The organism is Micromonospora xinjiangensis (assembly GCF_056150165.1).
Genome location: NZ_JAXCFO010000003.1, coordinates 55,533 through 76,563, shown reverse-complemented (window position 1 = coordinate 76,563; position 21,031 = coordinate 55,533). Strand labels below are relative to the sequence as shown.

Below are 21,031 nucleotides of genomic sequence, written 5' to 3'. Positions count from 1 at the left end.
AGCCCGAGCCATCGCCGCCCTCAGGCGACACTCAGGTTGCCTCGGGCGTGCCGCCTCCGGTCAGCCCAGTCGGCCGCGGAAGTAGTCGATGGTGCGGCGCAGGCCCTCCTCGGGCGCCACGGTGGGCTCGTAGCCGAGACGCTCGCGGGCGAGGGTCAGGTCGGGTCGGCGCATCTCCGGGTCGTCCGCGCCACGAGTGACGTACGTCACCTCGGAGCTGCTGCCACAGAGCGACACGATGGTCTCGGCGAGCTGCCGCATGCTCATCTCGTGCTCCGTCCCGCAGTTGATCGGGCCGGTCTCGGTCGAGTCGAGCAGCAGCAGGATGCCGCGGACCAGGTCCTCCACGTAGCAGATCGAGCGGGTCTGGTTGCCGGTGCCGTGCACGGTGATCGGCTCGCCGCGCAGCGCCTGGGAGATGAAGGTGGGGATGGCCCGGCCGTCGTCGGGTCGCATGCGCGGGCCGTACGTGTTGAAGATCCGCACGATCGCGGTGTCCAGGCCGTGGCTGCGGTGGTAGGCCATGGTCGCCGCCTCGGAGAAGCGCTTGGCCTCGTCGTAGACGGAGCGGATGCCGATCGGGTTGACGTTGCCCCAGTACGTCTCGCGCTGCGGGTGCTCCTTCGGGTCCCCGTACGCCTCGGAGGTGGAGGCCATCAGGAACCGGGCGCCGTCGGCGAGCGCGCGGTCGAGCAGGTGCAGGGTGGCGACCGAACCGACCCGGAGGATCTCGACGGGCAGCTTCTCGAAGTCGGTCGGGCTGGCCGGGGAGGCCATGTGCAGGATCGCGTCGAACCGCTCGGCGAGCGCCGGGTGGGCCGGCAGCCCGTCGGAGATGTCGGCCTCGACCAGCGTGAAGGTCGGCCTGTCCAGCAGGTGCGCGATGTTCTCCTTCGAACCGGTGACGAAGTTGTCCAGCGCGACCACGGTGCAGCCTCGCCCGATGAGGGCGTCCACCAGGTGCGACGGCACGAAGCCGGCGCCGCCGGTGACGAGGATTCGGTGACCGGAGCCGAAGCGGGGGGAAACCTTCATGCCGATCAGCCTACTCAGCGTCGCCGGACCACGGCTGCCGGCCACTCTCCGGGACGCCCCACCCCGCCCGGCGGAGCCTCACCACGCCGGCCGGTCGTCGCCGGGCCTCGACGGGAGCGGGTCCCCTCCCACCAGGGGAGAGGACCCGCGGGTGACGTGCCGTCGTTCAGTGCGCGCCGGCCCCGGTGATGGCCCGCACCTCCAGTTCCGCGTACTTCTCCTCGTCGTGCTCCTTCGACAGGAGGGTTCCGACCCAGCCGCAGAGGAAGCCGAACGGGATCGAGATGAGGCCCGGGTTGGACAGCGGGAACCACTGCCAGTCGTGCTCGGGGAACATGGCGGTCGGCGCCCCCGAGACCACGGGCGAGAAGAACACCAGCACCACCGCGGCGAGCAGGCCGCCGTAGATTGCCCAGACCGCGCCCGAGGTGTTGAACCGTTTCCAGAACAGGCTGTAGAGGATCGCGGGCAGGTTGCCCGAGGCCGCCACGGCGAACGCCAGCGCCACGAGGAACGCGACGTTCAGGTTCTGCGCGAAGATGGAGAGCGCGATCGAGATCGCACCGATCACCAGCGCGGAGATCCGGGCGACGTTCACCTCCTGCCGCTCCGACGCCTGCCCGTCCTTCATGACGTTGGCGTAGAAGTCGTGCGCCAGGCTGGACGACGACGCGAGCGTCAGCCCGGCGACCACGGCGAGGATGGTGGCGAAGGCGACCGCGGCGATCACCGCGAGCAGTGCCGCGCCGCCCAGGTCGCCGCCGAGGAAGTCGATTCCGAGTGCCTCGGCCAGCTGTGGCGCCGCGGTGTTGCCGGCCCGGTCCTGCGCCGTGATCGCCTCACCGCCCACCAGCGCCGCGGCGCCGAAGCCGAGGGCCAGGGTGAGCAGGTAGAACGTGCCGATGATGCCGATCGCCCAGAGGACGCTCTTGCGGGCGGCCTTGGCGGTCGGGACCGTGTAGAAGCGGATCAGGATGTGGGGCAGGCCGGCGGTGCCCAGCACCAGGGCGATGCCGAGCGAGAGCAGGTCCATCTTGTTGTAGAAGGTCTGTGTCGCGTTGCCGGCCACCTCGACGCCGTAGCGGAGCCCGGGTTCGAGGAAGGCGCTGCCCTTGCCCGAGGACGACGCGGCGTCGCCGAGCAGCGAGGAGAGGTTGAACTTGTACTTCGCGAGCACGAGCAGCGTCATGATCAACGCGCCGCCCATCAGCAGGAACGCCTTGACGATCTGCACGTAGGTGGTGCCCTTCATGCCGCCCACCGTGACGTAGATGATCATCAGAGCGCCGACCAGGATGATGGTGGCGATCTTGGCGGCGTCCGCGTCCATGCCGAGGAACGTGGTGCCGGGCCGGATGCCGAGCAGCAGCGCGACCAGGGCGCCGGCGCCCACCATCTGGGCCAGCAGGTAGAAGATCGACACCGTGATCGTGGAGACCGCCGCCGCGGTGCGTACCGGACGCTGACGCATCCGGAAGGCCAGCACGTCGGCCATCGTGTAGCGGCCGGAGTTGCGCAGCAGTTCGGCGACGAGCAGCAGCGCCACCAACCAGGCGACCAGGAAGCCGATCGAGTACAGGAAGCCGTCGTAGCCGTAGAGGGCGATGATGCCGGCGATGCCGAGGAACGAGGCGGCCGACATGTAGTCGCCGCCGATCGCCATCCCGTTCTGGAAGCCGCTGAAGGAGCGGCCGCCGGCGTAGAAGTCGGTGGCCGTCTTGGTCTGCCGGCTGGCCCAGATGGTGATGGCCAGCGTGATCGCCACGAAGATCAGGAAGAGCGTGATGGTGAGGTTGCGGGCGGTGGTGTCGCCCGCCTCAGCCGCGAGGACCATCCTCATGGGTCACCTCCCCGATCTCGGCGCGGATCCGGTCGGCGACCGGGTCGATCCTGCGGTCGGCGAAGCGGGAGTACAGCCAGGCGATCACGAAGGTGGACACGAACTGGAGCAGCCCGAAGACGAGCGCCACGTTGATGTTGCCGACGAGCTTCGTGCCCATGAAGTCCCGCGCGTACGCGGAGAGGATCACGTAGAGCGCGTACCACAGGAAGAACGCGACGGTCATCGGGAAGACGAAGCCGCGCAGGGCGCGACGCAACCCGGCGAACTCGTCCGACCGCTGTACGGCCAGGTACCGGTCCGGCGCGGGCGTGGCCGGCGCGGGTGTGTCCGTGGACATTTGTGGATCACCACCTTCACAGGCGTCGGGGATTTCCGCGCACCGTAAGAAGCGCGCTCCCCGGCACGGAAGGCCGAGATCGTCGTTGGTCGGCGGTTGCGCCGAACGGCGGGTTCGCTGCGCCGAGTGACTCAGGTCACCCCGCTGAGCGGTCGGTGGCCGTCAGGTCAGCTCCCGGTAGCGGCCCCGGTAGTGCAGCAGCGGCGCGCTCTCGTCCACCAACTCCACCGCCTCGATGGTCGCCTCGATCAGCAGCGCCCAGCCGTACTCCCGCGCGGTGTCCAGCCGGCAGCCGGCCCACCCTCCGGCGTCGGCGGGTACCGGCCCGTACGGGGTGTCCGTCCAGGTGCCGCTCGCGAAGAGCCCACCGGGCGACGGGAAGAGGCCGGCGAACCGGTCCGCGAGCTGCCGGTGCGCCGGGCCCAGCGGCGCCACCGCGAAGCGCCCGGCCGACTCCGCCGCCGCCCACAGGTCCGACTCGGCGTCGATCAACCCGAGGAGGCGGTCCGGCTCACCCTCGGCCACGAGCGTGGACGAGACGGTGAGCCCGGCCGGCCCGGGCGCGGTCCAGAGCGTCACGGGCGAGGCCAGGCGTCCCCGCAGCCGTCGCGCGGGGGACCGCTGCCCGGCCGGCACGGCGAACGGATCGGTGTGGTGGATCTCGGCGCCCGGCTGATGATTCACGTGAAACATTGTGCCCGCGCGGCGGCCCCACCGGCCGGCGGACGCGAAGCCGGGGCACGACGACGGACGGCGGACCGGCCCGGCCGGCGGACGCGAGGCCGGGTGGCGGACGCGAGGCCGGGTGGCCCACTCACCTGCCGGCGGACGCGAAGCCGGGTGGCCCACTCACCTGCCGGCGGACGCGAAGCCGCGGACCAGCGAGGCCACCTCGTCGGCCCGGGTGTCCAGCAGGAAGTGGCCGCCGTCCAGGACGTACACCTCGGCGTCCGGCACGTCCGCGCGGTACGCCTCCGCCTCCGCCACCTCGAACGAGGTGTCGTAGCGCCCCCACAGCACGAGCAGCCGCGGCCGGCTCCGGCGCAGCCACTCCTGCCACCGGCCGTACGACGCCACGTTGGTCTGGTAGTCGTAGAAGAGGTCGAGCTGGATCTCGGCCTGCCCGGGGCGACTGAGGAAGGCGTGCTCGTCGGTCCAGAGGTCCGGGTCGTACCGCTCGGGGTCCGGGTCGGTGCCGACGTGCCGGGTGCGCGCCGCCGCGAGGGACAGGAAGTTCTCCCGGACGGCCGCCTCGCGACCCGCCCGGTCCCGCCAGAACTCCCGGCGGACGTCCCAGAGCCGCCCGAGCCCGACCTCGTGTGCCACGGCGTTCTGCACCACGAGGCCGGTGAGCCGGCCCGGATCCGCCAGCGCCATCCGGAAGCCCACCGGGCCGCCGTAGTCCTGGACGTACAGCAGATGACGCCCCACCCCGATCGTGGCCACGAAGCGCGCCATCACCTCGGCGATCCGGTCGAAGGTGTACGTGAACCGCCCCGGCTCGGGCGCGTCGCTGTGCCCGAATCCCGGGTAGTCGGGCGCGATCAGCCGGAACCGGTCGGCGAGCCGTTCGAGCAGCGGTTCGAACATCCGCGACGAGGAGGGGAAGCCGTGCAGGAGCAGCAGGACGGGTGCGTCGGGCGGACCGGCCTCCCGGTAGAAGATGGACAGCCCGTCGACCCGCGCGGTGCGGTAGCGGGTCGAGACGCCCATCGCGGCTGCTCCTTGTCACGGCTCACCGCACCGTAACGAGCGGGCCGGAACCCGGGCCGGCGTTTCGCCGGTGCGCACCGGATCGGGTGCGTACGTGCCGGTCGCCGTCGACGGCCGGTGTCACCGGCGAGGAGTGACGGCGGCGAGCAGCTCCGGCTGGCGGCGGTCCAGGACGTCCCCGGCCAGGTACGCGCCGAGCAGCGCCACGCCCAGCCCGTACGCGGCACCGACCGGCAGGGCGAGCCAGAGCCACACGTCGCCGAGCAGCGCCGCGGCCACCACCATCGGCACCGCGGCCACGGCCGTGCTCAGCATGGCGAGCAGGGTGAGGAAGCTCTTGGCGACCCCGGCGCCCGTGTTCAGCGCGAAGGGGTTGCTCGTCTCCGGCAGCGAGTACGCCCCGAGCACCGAGACGAAGCTGTTCACCGCGAGCCCCGCGCCGTAGCTGGCGAAGAGGCCACCGGCGGTCAGGCCGATCCACCCCGGCCGGCCGAGCACCACGGCGATCACCACGGAGATGACCGCCAGCATCGGCACCACGTAGATCGAGAAGGCGGTCATCCGTGCGCGCAGCTCCTGCTGCCCCGGCACCCCGGCCACCACGTGGGCCGCGTACGCGCTCCCGTCGAAGCCGAACTGGTTGGCCAGCGTGACCGCGGCCAGCACGCCCACGAAGAGCATCGAGATGCTGACCAGCAGCGGCGACGTCTCGCCCGCCGCCGGGACCAGGCGCTCGCCCGACCCCACGTCGTAGCCGGCACCGCCGAGGTTGACCAGCACCGGGACGAAGATGCCGACCACGGCCACCGTGATGAGGTTGGCCCGCCGACGGGCGTCCCGCCACCAGTAGCGGGCTTCCCGGGCGACCAGGGCGCCGAACCGGTCCCGACGGGACCACGCCACGGCGCGCGGAAAGAGCTGGGACACCGCGCCGCCGACGGCCCCGCCTCCGGCCGGTGCCGGCCCGGAGCTCGCCGCGCCGACCATCGCCGACTCCAGTGACCGGGACCACCAGACCAGGAGCGCCACGAGGGTGAGCGCGGTGATCAGCAGCTTGACCGGCGCGGCCCACGCCCGGCCCTCCGCCACGTCGATGCCGACCGTCCACGGAGCACCGAACGGGGTCCAGCCGACGATCTCGGCCGCCCCGCGGAGCCGGTCCCAGTCGGTGTCCTGGAGTGCCGACACGCCGACGATCTGTAGCGGGCCGAGCAGGGCGGCCGCCACCGCGAGCAGCACGGCGGCCAGGTCACGGACCCGGCGCGAGCGCAGCATGGAGGCGAAGGCGCTGGTCACCGCCCGGGCGGCGGCGACACAGACCAGCAGTCCCGCCACCACCCCGATCACCTGGACGGCGGCGGCAGCGGCACCGCCCAGCACACCGGCGGTGACCACGAGCCCGCAGAGCGCGAGCAGCACCGCGACCGACGGGACACTCACCAGGGCCCCCGCGAGCAGCCCGGTGACCAGCGTCCGGCGCGGCAACGGCAGCAGTGCGAAGCGGGCCGGGTCGAGGGTCTCGTCCACCCCGAAGAAGACCAGCGGAAGCAGCAGCCAGCCGAGCACCACGAGACCGCCGCCGAACGCGGCGACCAGCAGCGCGTACCGGTCGCTGTCGGCCAGCCCGGGCGCGGCGAACAGGAAGAAGCCGCTCGCGGCGAACCAGAGCCCGACCACCGCGCCCACCACGAACAGCGCGATCCGCCAGCCCTGGCCGCGGAAGTTGTTGCCCATCACGCGCAGCTTCAGCCGGACGAAGTGTCGCGCGGAGACGCGACGGGCCGGCGCGGCGGGCGCGGTCAGTTCGACAGCCACGCCAGCTCCTCGCCGGTCGCCGTCCGGCCGCCGACCACCTCGACGAAGACCTCCTCCAGCGAGCGCTTGCCACGCACCTCGTCGATCGTGCCGACCCGCTTGATCGTCCCCTCGGCGAGGATCGCCACGTGCGAGCAAAGCCGCTCGACGACCTCCATGACGTGACTGGAGAAGACCACCGTCCCGCCGCTCCCGACGTAGCGCTGGAGGATGTCCCGGATCAGCGCGGCGGAGACCGGGTCGACCGCTTCGAACGGCTCGTCCAGCACGAGCAGCCGGGGCCCGTGCAGCAGCGCGCAGGCCAGGCCGATCTTCTTCTTCATGCCGGCCGAGTAGTCCACGACCAGGGTGCGGCCGGCGTCGCCGAGCGCCAGCACGTCGAGCAGCTCCGCGGCCCGCTGGTCGACCACCGCCGGGTCCATCCCGCGCAGCAGCCCGTGGTACGCCAGCAGCTCGGCGCCGCTGAGCCGGTCGAAGAGGCGTACGCCGTCGGGCATGACGCCGAGCAGCCGCTTCGCGCGGATCGGGTCGCGCCACACGTCCTGTCCGAGCACCCGGGCCTGGCCCGCGTCCGGCCGCAGCAGCCCGACCGCCATGGAGAGCGTGGTGGTCTTGCCGGCGCCGTTCGGCCCGAGCAGGCCGTAGAACGAGCCGGCCGGTACGTCCAGATCGACGCCCGCCACCGCGACCTTGCCGTCGAACCGCTTGGCCAGGCCACGGAGGGACAGCGCCGTGTGCTCATCGGTCATGCGTCCGAACCTATCCCGCGGGTGCGAGCCGGAGGTCAGGCGGCGGAATGACCTCCTGTCATCCGCGAGGTGTACGCGCGTATCGCGCAGAACCGTGTGCGGGGGCGCAACCGGGCAGCCGTCTGTGGGGTGATGGACCCAGGGATCGTGACGGGGAGGGGACGTGAACGGCGACGAGGGATTCGAGGAGTTCTACCGGGCCACGCGACACCGCGTGGTCACCGTGCTCTACGCGCTCGGGGGCGATCTGTCCGAGGCGCAGGACGCGGCCCAGGAGGCGTACGTCCGCGCCTGGCAGCGCTGGGAGCGGATCAGCGGGTACGGCGATCCCGAGGCGTGGGTGCGGATGGTCGGCCAGCGACTGATGATCAATCGCTGGCGCAAGATCCGCAATGGGCTCGTCGCGTACCGCCGGCACGGTCCCGCTCCGGCGACCGGCCCACCCTCGGAGAACACCATCGCTCTCGTGGCGGCGCTGCGCCGCCTGCCCGAGGAGCAGCGACAGGCGATCGTGCTCCACCACCTGGCCGATCTGTCGGTCGCCGAGATCGCCGCCCAGACCGGTGCCCCGGCCGGAACCGTGAAGGCCCGGCTCGCCCGGGGCCGCAGGGCACTGGCCACCCTGCTCGACACCACCCTGCCCGAGGAGGCGACCAATGCCTGACTCGCTCTTCACCGATCTGTACCGGGACACCGAGAACCTGCGGTGGGCGCCGGTCGAGCAGGTCCGTCAGCGGGGGCGGCAGCGGACCCGTCGTACCCGGATCGCCGCCGGCCTGGCCGGCGCGGTCGCCGTGGCGGTCGTCGCCACCGGCGCGGTCGCGCTGGCCCGCGGCCCGCACACCGTGCCACCCGTGCCGCCCGCCACGAACACACCGACGCCGACCCCCCGCGCGACCCCCACCCCGACGCCCTCGACCGGCCCCAGCCGAAGTGCCGACCCCACGCCGGGTAGCGGTAGCCCGACCAGCCGGTCGCCGTCGGGCGGGACGAGCAGCGACGGCGGACGGACGGCCACCCCGGGCGATCCGGCGATCCCGGCCGCGGCCATGCTCCAGCTCGCCGACCTGCCGGACGGGTTCGCCGTGCGCGACGGCGTCGACGAGGGGGACTGGACCCTGGAGTCGCTCAGGACCTCCTGCCGCAACGACCCACCGACGCTCTCCGTCCGGCAGGTCGCCCAACGGTTCCGCGTCTTCGACTCGCCCACGGACCGCCTCGTCCAGCGGGTCACCCGGCACGCCGGCGACTCCGCCTCGACGACCATGGACCGGGTCCGTGAGCTGGTCCGTACCTGTGATCCGGGCGGCTCGGGCAGCTCGCTGTCCATCCTCGCCGAGGGGCTGGCCGGCGACGAGTCGCTGTTCGTGGGCTCGCTGATCGAGGGGGTCCCGAGCCGGTGGATCCTCGTCCGTCAGGGCGATCTCGTGGCGCAGGTGTTGCTGGACCGCCAGGCCACCCCCGCCGAGGCGCGCGGGTATGCCCGTCCGACGGCCGAACGGCTCTGCCGCGGCACGGACGCCTGCTGAAGCCGGGCCGCGGACCCGGCGCCGGGTCACAGGCGCAGCGTGTCCGGGGCGTGCAGGCGCAGCATGGTGGCCCCGATGTCGGCGGGTACGCGGCGGCGCGTGGCCATCGACACCAGCACGGTGACGGTGAACGCCAGCGGCACGGTCCAGGCGGCGGGCTGCGCGACGAGCGTCGCGGGCCACCCGGAGAGCGGCGGGCCGACCACGGTGACCAGCACGGCCCCGATCGCGGCGCCGCCGCCGACCAGCACCCCGGCGGCGGCGCCCAGGTCGGTCAGCCCGCGCCACCAGATGCCGAGCACCAGCAGCGGGCAGAAGCTGGACGCGGCCACGGCGAAGGCGAGCCCGACGACCTGCGAGACGTCCAGCCCGGAGAGGTTCAACGCGAGGACCGTCGGCACCGCCCCGGCGATCACCGTCGCCAGCCGGAAGCCGCGTACCGAGCCGCGGCCGAGCACGTCCGTCGAGATCACCCCGGCGACGCTCGTCAGCAGCCCGGACGAGGTGGAGAGGAAGGCCGCGAACGCGCCGGCCGCGACGAGCGCGGCGAGCAGCCGCCCGGTCGGCCCGCTGCCGAGGGCCGCCTCGGGCAGCAGCACCACGACCGCGTCCGTCTGGCCGGTGACGAGCAACTGCGGCGTGTAGACGCGGCCGAGCACCCCGTAGATGGTGGGGAGCAGGTAGAAGGCGCCGACAAGCGCCAGCACCACCAGGGTGGTACGGCGTGCCGCCGTGCCGTCCGGGTTGGTGTAGAAGCGTACGAGCACGTGCGGCAGCCCCATGGTGCCGAGGAAGGTGGCCAGGATCAGCGAGTACGTGGCGAACAGGCCGCGGTCGTCGTCCCCGGCGGTGCTCGGCAGCAGCCAGTCGGTCGCGTCGATCGTCACGCCGGTCACCTCCGGCACCGGGTCACCGGCCGCGAACGTGACCGTCTCGCCGGGGCGTACCTCACGCACCTCCCCGTCGGGGAAGGTGAGGGTCGCGGGGTGCTCGACCACGACGCTGGTCGCGGTCCGGAACGTCGGACCCTCCGGTGGAGTCACCGCCGGGCGGGCGTCGGCCTGCCACTGCAGCGCCAGGAAGATCGCCGGTACGGCGAGCGCGGTGAGCTTGAGCCAGTACTGGAAGGCCTGGACGAAGGTGATGGCCCGCATCCCGCCCAACGCCACGTTCGCGGTGACGACCACGGCGACCAGCACCGCCCCGACCGGGTACGCGGAGCCGGTGACCGTGGAGAGGGTGAGCCCGGCGCCCTGGAGCTGCGGCACCAGGTAGAGCCAGCCGATGAAGATCACGAAGACGGTGGCGAGGGTGCGCAGTCGCCGGGAGCCGAGCCGCAGTTCGCAGAAGTCGGGCAGGGTGAACGCGCCGGAGCGGCGCAGTGGGGCGGCCACGAACAGCAGCAGGGCGAGGTAGCCGGCGGCGAAACCGACCGGGTACCAGAGCACGTCCACGCCGTACTTCAGGATCAGTCCGGCGATGCCGAGGAAGGACGCCGCCGACAGGTACTCGCCGCCGATGGCCGCCGCGTTCCAGGTCGGGCTGACCGTCCGGGAGGCGACGAGGAAGTCGGAGGTGGTCCGGGCCAGCCGCAGGCCGTAGAAGCCGATGCCGACGGTGAGCAGCGTGACGGCGACGATCGCCGGGATGACCAGAGCGTTCTCCACCTCAGCGCTCCGGACGCTGGACGAGGTCGGTGAAGTCCTGCTCGTTGCGCTCGGCGAGCCGCACGTACGCCCAGCCGACGCCGATCAGGAACGGGAAGCTCGCCACTCCGAGCAGCAGCCAGGGCAGCTTCACCCCCAGTACGGCCACCTCGCCGACCGAGGGGGCGATCGCGAACAGCCAGGGCAGCCCGCCGAGCCCGATCATCACCACCAGCGAGAGCCGCAGCGCCAGGGCGAGCTGCGCGCGGACGAGCCCACGGACGAGCGCCTCGCCGACCCGGGTCTGCTGGGCCAACTCGGCGCGTGTCCGGTCGCCCCGGTCCTCCCCGCGGGACACCTCGGCCAGCACGATCCGGGCCCGCGGCTGGGGCACCGCCGGTCGCTCCTCGGCGGGGCGCACCGGCTCCGGCGCACCGGGGCGGCGCCCCGGTCCGGGCACCGGCGGGTGATCGTCGGTGGCGGCCACCCCGGCAGTCTCGTCCTATCGATGGGAATGTCAAGCGCTTGGCGGTCAGCACGAGCGACCCACCGGGCAGGACCGACCGGCAACGGCCGGTGGCGCGGCCGCCGTGCGGCACGGTACGCGTCAAGGCCGGCCGCCTGCGCCGCGCGGCGATGGCCCGTTCGTCCTCGGGGCCAGGATCCGGCGGTGTTCCCTCATGGCCTCGCCGTAGGGGCCGCCGTGGAGATCGGTGGGGCGCGTTGTGAATAACCTGTGGAGAACCCGTCACCCCTGTGGATAACCCGGTGGAGAGCGGGGCCGCTCCGGTCCCCGCTCTCCTGCTCGGCCGTCTCCCTGGACCGTCACGTGCCGGCCGATCCGGTCACGACAGGCCGACGCGCTCCGGGTGGGCGGACGCCGAGCCGAGCCACGTGTGCGGGTTGCCGTACCAGCACCAGCCGAGTTTCGGCGCCCCCTGGCTGATCCAGAGCGCCGGCACCCGCTTGTCACCGCAGCGGGAGCCGACCAGCGAGAAGCACTTGTTCTTGGCCAACGCCGCCGGGTGCAGCGTGACGAAGGCGAGCCCTTCGTCGATGGTGAGCGGCAGCCGGCCCTGGCCGGTGATCACCTCCATGGCGGACGCGGGGGCGAGGTTCAGCGTCTCCTCGCCCCGGTCGACGTCGAAGAGCAGGTACGCGGGCCCCTCCGGCACCTCCAGTTCCTTGATCGGATCGAAACGGGCCAGGTCGCCCTCGGGATAGTGCCGGTCCAGGAAGCCGGGCTTGCGCTTGCCGGCCAGCGTGGTGAGCGCCAGCCGCTCCTCCACCGGGATCAGGTCCCGGGTGATCACCAGCAGGAACGGCACCCGCCCCTCGGTCGGGGCGGGCAGGCCCGCCGCGCCGGTGACGGCCGCCGCGCGCAGCGGGGCGACGAGGTTGCGGAAGGTGTCCTCGCGGAGGTCGGCGAGCGCGGGGTAGCCCAGCGCCACCAGGCGGTCGAGTTGGCGGTCGAATTCGGTCGCGGCGTCGAACAAGGCGGCCTCCATTCTCGTACGGAGTACCGTACAGCGTACGGCGAGCGGGTTCTATTCCCGGCTCCCGTAGCGATTTCGACGGGACGGTCGGAACCCACGCCGTCCCGGCGCAGGCGACGCCGTGTCGCGGTATCGCAAGGGGGGCGGCACGGTGGGTCGGGCGCGGCCGCGCCGCGGTCAGCGGTTCCAGTCCTGCTTGGCCGCGCGGACGAGCTTGTCCTTCAACTCACGGGTGTGCCGGCGGCTCACCGGCAACTCGGTGCCGTCGATGACCACCACGTAGCCGGAGTTGACCAGCCGCAGTTCGGCGATGAGCTTCAACTGCACCAGGTACGACCGGTGGATGCGGACGAAGCCGGCGTCCGCCCACCGCTCGGCGAGCGTGGCCAGCGAGACCCGGACGAGGTGCGAACCGTCGGCCGTGTGCAGCCGGGCGTAGTCGCCCTGCGCCTCCACCCACCGCACCGCGGAGCGGGGCAGCATCCGCGTCGTGCCGGCCAGCTCGATCGGGATGGTCGGGTCCTCCTCGGCGCGGGCCAGCGCCGCCGGGTGCGACGGCACCACCCGGGAGCCGATCACCCGGCGCAGCGACTCGGCCAGCCGGTCGGCGCGTACCGGCTTGCGCACGTAGTCGGTGGCGCCCAGGTCGAACGCGTCGACCGCGCCGTCGTCGTACGCGGTGACGAAGACGATCGCCGGCGGCCGGGCGAACCGGCGCAGCACCCGGGCCAGCTCCATCCCGTCCAACCCCGGCATCCGGATGTCCAGGAAGACGACGTCCACGTCGCCGTCGCGGAGCAGCCGGAGGGCCTCCGTCGCGTCCCCGGCGGTGTGCAGCCGCGCCACCCGCGGATCGGCGCGCAGGTGGTAGGCCAGCTCGTCCAGGGCCGGCGGCTCGTCGTCGACGGCCAGCACCCGCAGGAAGCCGGACGGGTTCACGGCGCTGATCCGCTCGCTCACGAGCCCGCCCGGACGCCCGGGTGGAACTTCGGCACCCGCATGCTCACCTTCGTACCCGAGCCCAGCCCCGTCTCCACGACCAGCCCGAAGCGGTCCCCGAAGACCGACCGGAGCCGCTCGTCGACGTTGGAGAGACCCACGTGCTGGCCGGAATCCTCCCCGGGATCCCCGGTGCTGCGGGCCAGCTCCGCGATGCCGGCGGTCAGCGTGGTCGGATCCATTCCCACCCCGTCGTCCTCCACCGTGATGTGGCACTCGGCTCCCGCGTCCCGGGCCTCGATGCTCACCATGCCCGTCCCCGGCTTGCGGGACAACCCGTGGCGGACCGCGTTCTCCACGAGTGGCTGGAGACAGAGGAACGGCAGGGTCACGGGCAGCACCTCGGGCGCGATCTGCAACCGCACCTGGAGCCGGTCACCGAACCGGGCCCGTTCGATGGTCAGGTAGCGGTCGATCGAGCGCAGCTCCTCGGCCAGTGTGGTGAACTCCCCGTGCGCCCGGAACGAGTAGCGGGTGAACTCGGCGAACTCCAGGATCAGCTCGCGGGCGCGCTCCGGGTCGGTCCGCACGAACGAACCGATCGCGGTCAGCGCGTTGTAGATGAAGTGCGGGCTGATCTGGGCCCGCAGCGCCCGGATCTCGGCGCGGGCCAGCCGCTCCCGCGACGAGTCCAGCTCGGCGAGCGCGAGCTGGTTGCCGGCCCAGTGGGCGGTCTCCAGCGTCGCCTGCACGAGACCGGGGGCGGGCGGACCGTCGGCGACCGCCAGCAGCGCGCCGACCACCCGCCCGTCCGCGCCGGTCAGCGGGGCGACGACCGCGCCCCGCACCGGGCAGTCGACCCGGTCGCACGACAGCTCCGACTCGCCGAGCACCGTGGACCGCCCGGACGCCACCGCGCGGCGGGCGGCGCCCACCAGCTGCTCGCCGTGGTGCGCGCCGCGCCCGTCGAGGGCGAGCAGCGTCTCCCGGTCGGTGAGGGCCAGGCCGGGCGCGCCCACGAGGGCCCGCAGATGCCGTACGGCCTTCGCCGCCCCGGCCTCGCTCAGCCCCGCCCGGAGCGGCTCGGCGGCCAGCCCGGCCGTGTGCAGCACCTCGTAGGTGGCCCGCTGGGTGGCGGTGGCGATGCCCCGGCGGGCGCGCAGCCGCCCGACCGCGTACAGGGCCGCGACGAGCGCGCTGACGAGCGACACGACAGCGAAGACGGCCGAGAGGTTGCCACCCACGCCGAGAATCCTGGCGGTTCGCGGACGGCTGCGCCAGACGCCGTCAGTACGCGCCCTTGCGGGCGAGCACCACCCCGACGGTGCGCCAGAGGATGCTCAGGTCGTACGCGAGCGACCAGTTGTCGACGTAGTAGAGGTCGAGCCGGACCGCCTCGTCCCAGGAGAGGTCGGAGCGGCCGGAGACCTGCCAGAGCCCGGTCATGCCGGGGCGCACCAGCAGCCGCCGGCGTACGTCGCCGAGGAAGTCGCCATCGTCGGCCGGGAGCGGGCGCGGCCCGACCAGCGACATCTCGCCCCAGAGCACGTTGATCAGCTGCGGCAGCTCGTCCAGCGAGGAGGCGCGCAGGAAGCGGCCCACCGGGAAGACCCGCGGGTCCTCTTTGATCTTGAACAGCATGCCGTCGGTCTCGTTCTGGTCGACCAGGCTGGCGAGCCGCTCCTCGGCGTCGACGTACATCGTCCGGAACTTCCATACCCGGAACGTGCGCCCCTCGTGCCCCACCCGCGGCTGGCGGAAGAAGACCGGCCCGCGGTCGGAGATCTTGATGGCCACCGCGATGGCCGCGAAGACCGGGATCAGCAGCAGCAGCCCGAGAGCGGCCACGAACCGGTCCATCACGTTCTTGGCCAGCAGCGCCGGACCCGACAGGGTCGGCTCCTCGACGTGCAGCAGCGGCAGGCCCTCGATCGGGCGGATGTGCACCCGGGGGCCCGCGATGTCGGTCAACTGCGGCGCCACCACCAGGTCGACGCCGGAGCCCTCCAACTGCCAGGCCAGCCGGCGCAGCTCGCCCGGCTCGGCGCTGGCCGACCCGCACACGGCGATGGTGTCGCCGCCCACCTCCCGCACCAGCGCGAGCACGTCGCGCCCCGTGTAGACCGGCACGGGTGTCTGCATGCCGCGGGCGGCCGCGTAGCCGTCGGTGAGATGGATGGCGACCGGCACGAGCCCGGCCGCCGGGCTGCGCGTGACCGCCCGGTAGACCTCCAGGCACTCGGGCAGGGTGCCGACCAGCACCATCCGGTGGCCGCCCTGGCTGAGGTTGCGCCGCACCACGTGCAGCACGAACCGGGCGAGGATGCGCCCGAGCAGGATCAGCAGGAGCGCGCCGAGCAGCGCGGTGCCGACCGTGTAACGGGAGAGCTGGGTCTTGGTGGCGAAGGCGAGGAACGAGACCGTGGCCGCGACGGCGACGCCCGCGCGGATCACCCGCTTGAACTCGTCCGGGCCCAGCCCCAGGTAACGCCGGTCGTAGGCCCGGTTGCCCCAGAGGATGACCAGCCAGCCCAGCGGGAGCAGCACGAACGCCACGGTGAAGAACCAGGTCGGGTCCTCCTTGGCGTTGTAGAAGCCGGACCGGGCCTGGTCGAAGGTGTGGATCGCGGTGAAGCTCGCGAACGCGGCGGCCGCGAAGTCGAGCAGCAGCAGGGCGATGGTGTAGGGGCGGTGCCAGCGCGAGACACGGCGACGGGCCCGGGCCCACGCCGACCTGGGTACGCCGTTGTGCGACGGCGGCGTCGGCGGCTGGATCTCGAAGCTGTCGACGTGCCGCACGAGTTCGCTCCGGCCTGTGTTGGTTACCGGGCGCTGGAGGCTTGCCGTCACCTCACCCATGTCCTCCCGCATGACGCGTGCCGATCACTCGTCGTGAGGGGCCGCGTCGCCCACCGTCCCAGTCTCCCACGCGGCACCCGGCCGGGCGCCGGACCCGAAGGACTTCCGCGCCCCGCTGGTGCCGGCGGGATCTGGCCGGCTCCACGCCATGTCAGAAGCCGGGGACCGGGCCACTATACCGACGGAGGGCGGGGTCGGTAGAGCCGCGGAGCGTGAGTTGCGGGTAATCCCGTCGATTTCGCTCCGTAGTCGGCCTGTGGCGTCACTCACCGTACGAGCCGGGACAGCCGTCGGTCAGCGAGGGGCTTGCCGCCCGTCTGGCAGGTGGGGCAGTACTGGAGGCTGGAGTCGGAGAAGGAGACTTCCCGGACGGTGTCGCCACAGACCGGGCACGGCAGCCCGGTGCGGGCGTGCACCTTCAGCCCCGAGCGCTTCTCGCCCTTCAGCTCCGCGGCCCGCTGCCCCAGCGACCGGCTGACCGCGTCGCCGAGCACCTGCCGCGTCGCGGCGTGCAGGGTCGCCAGCTGGGGGTCGGTGAGCCGGTCGGTGAGGGCGAACGGGGAGAGCTTCGCCGCGTGCAGGATCTCGTCGGAGTACGCGTTGCCCACCCCGGCCAGCACGGTCTGGTCGGTGAGCACCCCCTTCACCTGCCCCCGCCGGCTGCGGATCCGTTCGGTGAACGTGGGCAGGTCGGCGGTGAGCGCGTCCGGGCCGAGCTTCGCGACCCCGGGCACCGTGGCCGGGTCGGTCACCAGGTACGCGGCCAGCTTCTTCTGGGTGCCGGCCTCGGTCAGGTCGAAGCCCGACCCGTCGTCGAGGCGTACCCGCAGCGCGATCGGACCCTTGCCGGGCCGCAGCGGCGTGGCGCTCGGGAACGCCTCCCGGTAGTGCAGCCAGCCCGCCCGGGCCAGGTGCACGACCAGGTGCAGGTCGCCCTCGAAGACCACGTCGAGGAACTTGCCGTGCCGGCGCGCGTCCACCACGGCTCGGCCGGCCACGGCGGTCGGCGCCGGGTCGTACGTCTTCAGGGCGCTGATCGCCGCGACCTCGAGCCGGTCGACCCGCCGCCCCACCGCGCGCTGACGCAGGTAACCCGCGAGCGCCTCAACCTCCGGTAGTTCGGGCACGACACAACGGTAGCCTTCTTTGCCGTGAGCGCGAGGAACGAGCTTGCGAGTCCCGCAGTCGCGAACGAGAGGCGAGCTTCGTGAAGATCGTGGTGGCGCACAACCGGTACCGGCAGGCGCAGCCGTCCGGTGAGAACACCATCGTCGACGCCGAGATCGCCCAGCTCGGCGCGGCCGGGGTCGAGGTGCTGCCGTTCATCCGCAGCTCGGACGAGATCGCCACCATGCCGCGTACGGCCAAGGCGCTGCTGCCCGTCTCACCGATCTACGCGCCGCGCGCCCAGCAGGACCTGAGCCGGTTGATCACCGAGCACCGGCCCGACGTGCTGCACCTGCACAACCCGTACCCGTTGCTCTCCCCCTGGGTGGTTCGTACCGCCCACCGGCACGGTGTCCCGGTCGTGCAGACCGTGCACAACTACCGGCAGGTCTGCTCCTCCGGGCTCTACTTCCGGGACGGGATGATCTGCCAGGACTGCCGGGGGCGCGCCCTCGGCGTGCCGGCGATCGTGCACCGCTGCTACCGCGACTCCCGGGTCCAGAGCGCGCTGATGGCCACCACGCTGGCCGTCCACCGGCCCACCTGGCGATCGGTGGACCGGTTCATCGCACTCACCTCGGCGGTCGCCGCGCACCTGCGGGACTACGGCATCCCCGCCGACCGGATCGTGGTGAAGCCGAACGGCATCCCGGACCCGGGACAGCCGGCCCCGCCCGGTGACGGCTTCCTCTTCCTCGGGCGACTCTCCCCCGAGAAGGGGCTGGACCTGCTGCTCGACGCCTGGCGCCGGCACCCGGAGGGCTCGCTCGGCCCGCTGCGGATCGCCGGTGACGGCGAGCTGCGCCCGCTGGCCGAGGCGGCCGCCGCGCAGCGGTCGGACGTCACGTTCCTGGGGCCGCTGGACCGGGCGGGGGTCCGCGCCGCGCTGGAGGCGAGCGCCGTGGTGCTCGCCACCTCCACCTGGCACGACGTGCTCCCCACGGTGATCATCGAGGCGATGGCGAGCGGCCGGCCGGTGCTCGGCACGGCGCTCGGCGGCATCCCGTACCTCGTCGGGGCGGACACCCCGCGCGTGCCGGCGGGCACCGGGCCGGCCGAGGTGGCGTCCGCCGCGACCCCGACGGCCGCGGCGGTGCCGGCGTCGGCGCCGCCGGCCGGTACGACCGCCGTGCCGGCCGGGCTCGTGGCGGGCGAGGCCGGCTGGGTGGTCCCGCCGGAGGCTCCGGCGCTGGCGGCGGCCCTTCCGGTCGCCCGCGCGGGCGCCGCCGCCGTCGCGCCGGCGGCGCGGGCACGCTACGAGCGCACCTTCCACCCCGACGTGGTCACCACGCAGCTGATCGACATCTACCGAACCCTCACCTGACCCGCCCTCCCACGCCGCGATCTCGGTGAGGAAGCCGCCCCTCCAGGGGCGCTTCCTCACCAAGATCCCGATGGGTCAGAGGCTGGCGCGGGCGCTGAACGCGATGCTGGCCAGCAGGAAGCCGCCGTTGACCACGGTGAAGGCGGCCACGACCCAGAGCGTGAGGGCGGGAGCGAGGAGCAGCACCAACCCGGCCACGAAGATCACCGCCCCGTAGTCGCGGACCAGCTTCACCAGGCGTACGGGCAGCGAGGTGGAGGTCACCATGCTCGCCGCGTTCGGGCCCGCCTGCATCACCGAGGTGACCAGGTTGACCATCCAGGTGCCGGCGAAGAGGGCGACCAGCCACGTCGGCGTCGACGGGTGCTGCGCCACGGCCGTCGACGCGAGCGCCGCGACCAGAGCGATCTGGGCCGCCACGTCGCAGAGCACGTCCACCCGGGCGCCCGCCGCGCTGCCCTGACCGGTCACCCGGGCGAGCTGGCCGTCCGCGCAGTCCAGGGCGTACGCCACCTGCCACCCGACCAGGGCCAGCAGCCCGACCGCCCAGGCCGGGGTCTCGCCGGCCGCCACCCGGCCGGCGAGCGCGACCACCGTGACCGAGGTGGCCAGCCCGATGACCAGGTTGGTGAGGGTCAGCGCGGTCGGCCGCAACCCCAGCCGGTGCGCGCCGGCCGCGAACACCGCGCCCAGCCACTGGCTGATCGACTCGCTGAACAGCCCGCCGCCCCGGTTCGTGCGGTGGAAGTCCGCGACCCGCGGGTGGGACGGCTCAGCCAAGGTGGTCACGGAGGGCGTCAACGTAGTCTCCAAGCCGGGTCCGGAGGTCGTCGGCGGACAGCGACAGGTGTTCGAGGATCGTGTAGCGGTCCGGCCGGGTACGGGGGGCGAAGGCCACCACCTCGACGAACTGCTCGTCGGTCAGGCCCAGGTCGGCGGGGGAGGTGGCGAGGCCGTGCCGGTGCAGGCACCGGGCGAGCTGGCCGAACCGCTCCAGGTCGCCGTGGAGGAACGTGCAGAACAGCGCGCCGAGACCGGCCTGCTCCCCGTGCGAGGCGGTGCCGGGGAAGAGGTGGTCGATGGCGTGCGAGATCTCGTGGTCGCCGCCGCTGGCCGGTCGGGTGGACCCGCAGACCGAGCTCGCGAGGCCGCCGAGGATCAGCGCCTCGGCGAGCGTGGTGAGGAAGCCGTCATCGGTGATCTTCCCGGGGTGGTTGACGAGCGCCTCGGCGCCGGACCGGGCGAGCGTCACGGCGAGCCCGTCGATCGGCTCCCCGCGGACGTCGTGGGCCAGCTCCCAGTCCGCGCAGGCGTTCAGGTTGCTCACCGCGTCCCCGATGCCCGCCTGGGTCTGCCGGTCCGGGCCGTTCTCCACGAAGTCCAGGTCGACGATCACCGCGATGGGGATGTGCACGCCGTACGAACCCTTGCCGCCCTCGTGGTCCAGGGAGGCGGTCGGCGACGCGATGCCGTCGTTGGCGAGCGAGGTGGCGACGCTGACCATCGGGATCCCGTACCGGGAGGCGGCGTACTTGGCCGTGTCGATGGTCTTCCCGCCCCCGATGCCCACCACCGCGTCGTAGGAGCGGGCCCGCAGGCGGGTGCCCAGCTCGTTCGCCGCGTCGACGGTGCCGCCGGTGACGGTGAACACGTCGGCCGAGCCCAGGCTGGGCCGGCACAGCTCGACGATCTTCTCGCCCTGGCCGGGACCGACCACCACGGCGACGTCGCCGCCGGACGAGATGCGCCTGTCGACGAGCAGCGGACCCAGGTCCGCCACCGCACCCCGGCGGACCTCGATCAGCAACGGGGTGTTGACGGTGCGGGCTAGTAGCGGCACGCGATCTCCCGCGCCCGGGCCAGATCGGCGTGGTTGTCGACCTCGACCCAGGCGACGTCCCCGATCGGGGCGGCCCGGACCTCGCCACCCCGGTCGGAGAACTCCTGGTAGCCGTCCTCGTAGTACAGGTTCGGGTCGCGCCGCCAGGTCGTCTCCAGGGCGTCGGCGAGCGCGTCGGCCACCTGCGGCTCGATCAGCGTGGCGCCGATGTACTCCCCGTACGCCTCGCCCGGGTCCATCAGCTTGGTGATGCGGGTGAGCTGGCCGGCCGCGTCGAAGGTGGTCTTCATCTCCTCCTCGGCCAGCGGCTTGAGGGTGTCCACGGCGAGCAGGATGCCGGGCCCCCGCTCGGCGAGCAGGGTCTTCTCCACGCTCACCGGGTGCACGGTGTCACCGTTGACGAGCAGGACGCCCCGGGCGAAGTACTCACGGGCCAGCCAGAGGGAGTACGCGTTGTTCCAATCCTCGGCCTTGTCGTTGTGCACCAGGGTGAGCGTGACGCCGTACCGCTTCTCCAGGTCGGCCTTGCGCGCCCGGACGGCGTCGGCCGCGTAGCCGACGACGATCACGATCTCGGTGAGGCCCACCTCGGCCAGGTTGCGCAACGCGATGTCGAGGATGGTGACCTCACCGTCGACCGGCACGAGCGCCTTGGGCAGGGTGTCGGTGTACGGACGCAGCCGGCGTCCGGCCCCGGCTGCGAGCACCATCCCGATCATGCCGACGTCCTCCTCGTACG

General features: G+C 72.9%; 19 protein-coding genes and 1 pseudogene. 3 read left to right on the top strand and 17 right to left on the bottom strand.

Features of this window, described 5'->3' with window-relative positions:
- Window positions 1-60 precede the first annotated feature (60 nt).
- The 7 genes and pseudogenes from SM573_RS12220 to SM573_RS12190 all read right to left on the bottom strand — a co-directional run bounded on the left by SM573_RS12220 (window position 61) and on the right by SM573_RS12190 (window position 7,492).
- Window positions 61-1,035 carry a UDP-glucuronic acid decarboxylase family protein gene (locus SM573_RS12220; protein ID WP_474613492.1) on the bottom strand — a complete coding sequence of 325 codons (975 nt, stop codon included), beginning with the start codon at window positions 1,033-1,035 and terminating at the stop codon, window positions 61-63.
- Window positions 1,036-1,201: 166 nt separating this feature from the next.
- The gene (locus SM573_RS12215; RefSeq protein ID WP_474613493.1) at window positions 1,202-2,875 is read right to left on the bottom strand and encodes a solute symporter family protein; all 1,674 of its coding nucleotides are present in this window, start codon (window positions 2,873-2,875) and stop codon (window positions 1,202-1,204) included.
- Entirely contained in the window at window positions 2,853-3,215 is a 363-nt protein-coding gene (locus SM573_RS12210) for a DUF485 domain-containing protein (protein WP_474613494.1), read from the bottom strand. The genes SM573_RS12215 and SM573_RS12210 overlap by 23 nt, the downstream gene beginning before the upstream one ends.
- A gap of 162 nt (window positions 3,216-3,377) precedes the next feature.
- A pseudogene (locus SM573_RS12205) lies at window positions 3,378-3,929 on the bottom strand (flavin reductase family protein); the annotation flags it as partial.
- Between the two features lie 135 nt (window positions 3,930-4,064).
- Entirely contained in the window at window positions 4,065-4,928 is an 864-nt protein-coding gene (locus tag SM573_RS12200; RefSeq protein ID WP_474613495.1) for an alpha/beta fold hydrolase, read from the bottom strand.
- Between the two features lie 120 nt (window positions 4,929-5,048).
- Window positions 5,049-6,743: an ABC transporter permease gene (locus SM573_RS12195; RefSeq protein WP_474616107.1), complete on the bottom strand. Its 1,695-nt coding sequence runs from the start codon at window positions 6,741-6,743 to the stop codon at window positions 5,049-5,051.
- Window positions 6,728-7,492 carry an ABC transporter ATP-binding protein gene (locus tag SM573_RS12190; protein WP_474616106.1) on the bottom strand — a complete coding sequence of 255 codons (765 nt, stop codon included), beginning with the start codon at window positions 7,490-7,492 and terminating at the stop codon, window positions 6,728-6,730. Before SM573_RS12190 ends, SM573_RS12195 begins: the two co-directional genes overlap by 16 nt.
- A gap of 163 nt (window positions 7,493-7,655) precedes the next feature.
- Here SM573_RS12190 and SM573_RS12185 point away from each other — a divergent pair, with 163 nt between their 5' ends.
- Window positions 7,656-8,156 (top strand): SigE family RNA polymerase sigma factor, encoded by a 501-nt coding sequence (locus tag SM573_RS12185; RefSeq protein ID WP_474613498.1) that lies wholly within the window; start codon window positions 7,656-7,658, stop codon window positions 8,154-8,156.
- Entirely contained in the window at window positions 8,149-9,021 is an 873-nt protein-coding gene (locus SM573_RS12180; RefSeq protein ID WP_474616105.1) for a hypothetical protein, read from the top strand. Before SM573_RS12185 ends, SM573_RS12180 begins: the two co-directional genes overlap by 8 nt.
- Before the next feature lie 26 nt (window positions 9,022-9,047).
- Here SM573_RS12180 and SM573_RS12175 read toward each other — a convergent pair whose 3' ends face one another.
- The 7 genes from SM573_RS12175 to SM573_RS12145 form a co-directional block, all read right to left on the bottom strand.
- Entirely contained in the window at window positions 9,048-10,688 is a 1,641-nt protein-coding gene (locus SM573_RS12175; protein WP_474613500.1) for a sodium/solute symporter, read from the bottom strand.
- 1 nt (window position 10,689) lies between these two features.
- A complete protein-coding gene (locus SM573_RS12170) occupies window positions 10,690-11,088 on the bottom strand; it encodes a DUF485 domain-containing protein (protein ID WP_474613575.1) in 399 nt (132 codons plus the stop codon).
- A 424-nt stretch (window positions 11,089-11,512) separates the two neighbouring features.
- Window positions 11,513-12,175: a DUF5701 family protein gene (locus tag SM573_RS12165; RefSeq protein WP_474616104.1), complete on the bottom strand. Its 663-nt coding sequence runs from the start codon at window positions 12,173-12,175 to the stop codon at window positions 11,513-11,515.
- Between the two features lie 165 nt (window positions 12,176-12,340).
- Window positions 12,341-13,102 carry a LytR/AlgR family response regulator transcription factor gene (locus SM573_RS12160; protein ID WP_076473892.1) on the bottom strand — a complete coding sequence of 254 codons (762 nt, stop codon included), beginning with the start codon at window positions 13,100-13,102 and terminating at the stop codon, window positions 12,341-12,343.
- Window positions 13,103-13,119: 17 nt separating this feature from the next.
- Window positions 13,120-14,346, bottom strand: coding sequence for a sensor histidine kinase (locus tag SM573_RS12155; RefSeq protein WP_474613502.1), 1,227 nt, complete (start codon window positions 14,344-14,346; stop codon window positions 13,120-13,122).
- A 43-nt stretch (window positions 14,347-14,389) separates the two neighbouring features.
- On the bottom strand, window positions 14,390-15,961 hold the full coding sequence (locus SM573_RS12150) for a sugar transferase (protein WP_474613577.1): 1,572 nt from the start codon (window positions 15,959-15,961) through the stop codon (window positions 14,390-14,392).
- Window positions 15,962-16,227: 266 nt separating this feature from the next.
- Entirely contained in the window at window positions 16,228-17,088 is an 861-nt protein-coding gene (locus SM573_RS12145; protein WP_474616103.1) for an Fpg/Nei family DNA glycosylase, read from the bottom strand.
- Window positions 17,089-17,168: 80 nt separating this feature from the next.
- On the opposite strand from SM573_RS12145, the gene SM573_RS12140 reads away from it, so the two are divergent.
- Window positions 17,169-18,452, top strand: coding sequence for a glycosyltransferase family 4 protein (locus SM573_RS12140; protein ID WP_474616102.1), 1,284 nt, complete (start codon window positions 17,169-17,171; stop codon window positions 18,450-18,452).
- Between the two features lie 75 nt (window positions 18,453-18,527).
- Here the strand turns inward: SM573_RS12140 and SM573_RS12135 are convergent, their stop codons facing one another.
- Genes SM573_RS12135 through SM573_RS12125 form a run of 3 tightly spaced genes read right to left on the bottom strand, consistent with a single transcriptional unit; the run spans window position 18,528 to window position 21,011 of the window.
- Window positions 18,528-19,241, bottom strand: a complete 714-nt coding sequence (locus tag SM573_RS12135; RefSeq protein ID WP_474613505.1) for a CDP-alcohol phosphatidyltransferase family protein — start codon at window positions 19,239-19,241, stop codon at window positions 18,528-18,530.
- Window positions 19,225-20,292 (bottom strand): iron-containing alcohol dehydrogenase family protein, encoded by a 1,068-nt coding sequence (locus SM573_RS12130; protein ID WP_474613506.1) that lies wholly within the window; start codon window positions 20,290-20,292, stop codon window positions 19,225-19,227. Before SM573_RS12130 ends, SM573_RS12135 begins: the two co-directional genes overlap by 17 nt.
- Window positions 20,280-21,011 (bottom strand): phosphocholine cytidylyltransferase family protein, encoded by a 732-nt coding sequence (locus SM573_RS12125; protein ID WP_474616101.1) that lies wholly within the window; start codon window positions 21,009-21,011, stop codon window positions 20,280-20,282. The genes SM573_RS12130 and SM573_RS12125 overlap by 13 nt, the downstream gene beginning before the upstream one ends.
- Window positions 21,012-21,031: the final 20 nt, after the last annotated feature.

Bases quoted from the DNA above. Each gene is read 5' to 3' on its own strand.
- SM573_RS12215 (WP_474613493.1), bottom strand. From the start codon at position 2,875: ATGAGGATGGTCCTCGCGGCTGAGGCGGGCGACACCACCGCCCGCAAC.
- SM573_RS12190 (WP_474616106.1), bottom strand. From the start codon at position 7,492: ATGACCGATGAGCACACGGCGCTGTCCCTCCGTGGCCTGGCCAAGCGG.
- SM573_RS12210 (WP_474613494.1), bottom strand. From the start codon at position 3,215: ATGTCCACGGACACACCCGCGCCGGCCACGCCCGCGCCGGACCGGTAC.
- SM573_RS12180 (WP_474616105.1), top strand. From the start codon at position 8,149: ATGCCTGACTCGCTCTTCACCGATCTGTACCGGGACACCGAGAACCTG.
- SM573_RS12220 (WP_474613492.1), bottom strand. From the start codon at position 1,035: ATGAAGGTTTCCCCCCGCTTCGGCTCCGGTCACCGAATCCTCGTCACC.
- SM573_RS12125 (WP_474616101.1), bottom strand. From the start codon at position 21,011: ATGATCGGGATGGTGCTCGCAGCCGGGGCCGGACGCCGGCTGCGTCCG.
- SM573_RS12165 (WP_474616104.1), bottom strand. From the start codon at position 12,175: ATGGAGGCCGCCTTGTTCGACGCCGCGACCGAATTCGACCGCCAACTC.
- SM573_RS12200 (WP_474613495.1), bottom strand. From the start codon at position 4,928: ATGGGCGTCTCGACCCGCTACCGCACCGCGCGGGTCGACGGGCTGTCC.
- SM573_RS12150 (WP_474613577.1), bottom strand. From the start codon at position 15,961: ATGGGTGAGGTGACGGCAAGCCTCCAGCGCCCGGTAACCAACACAGGC.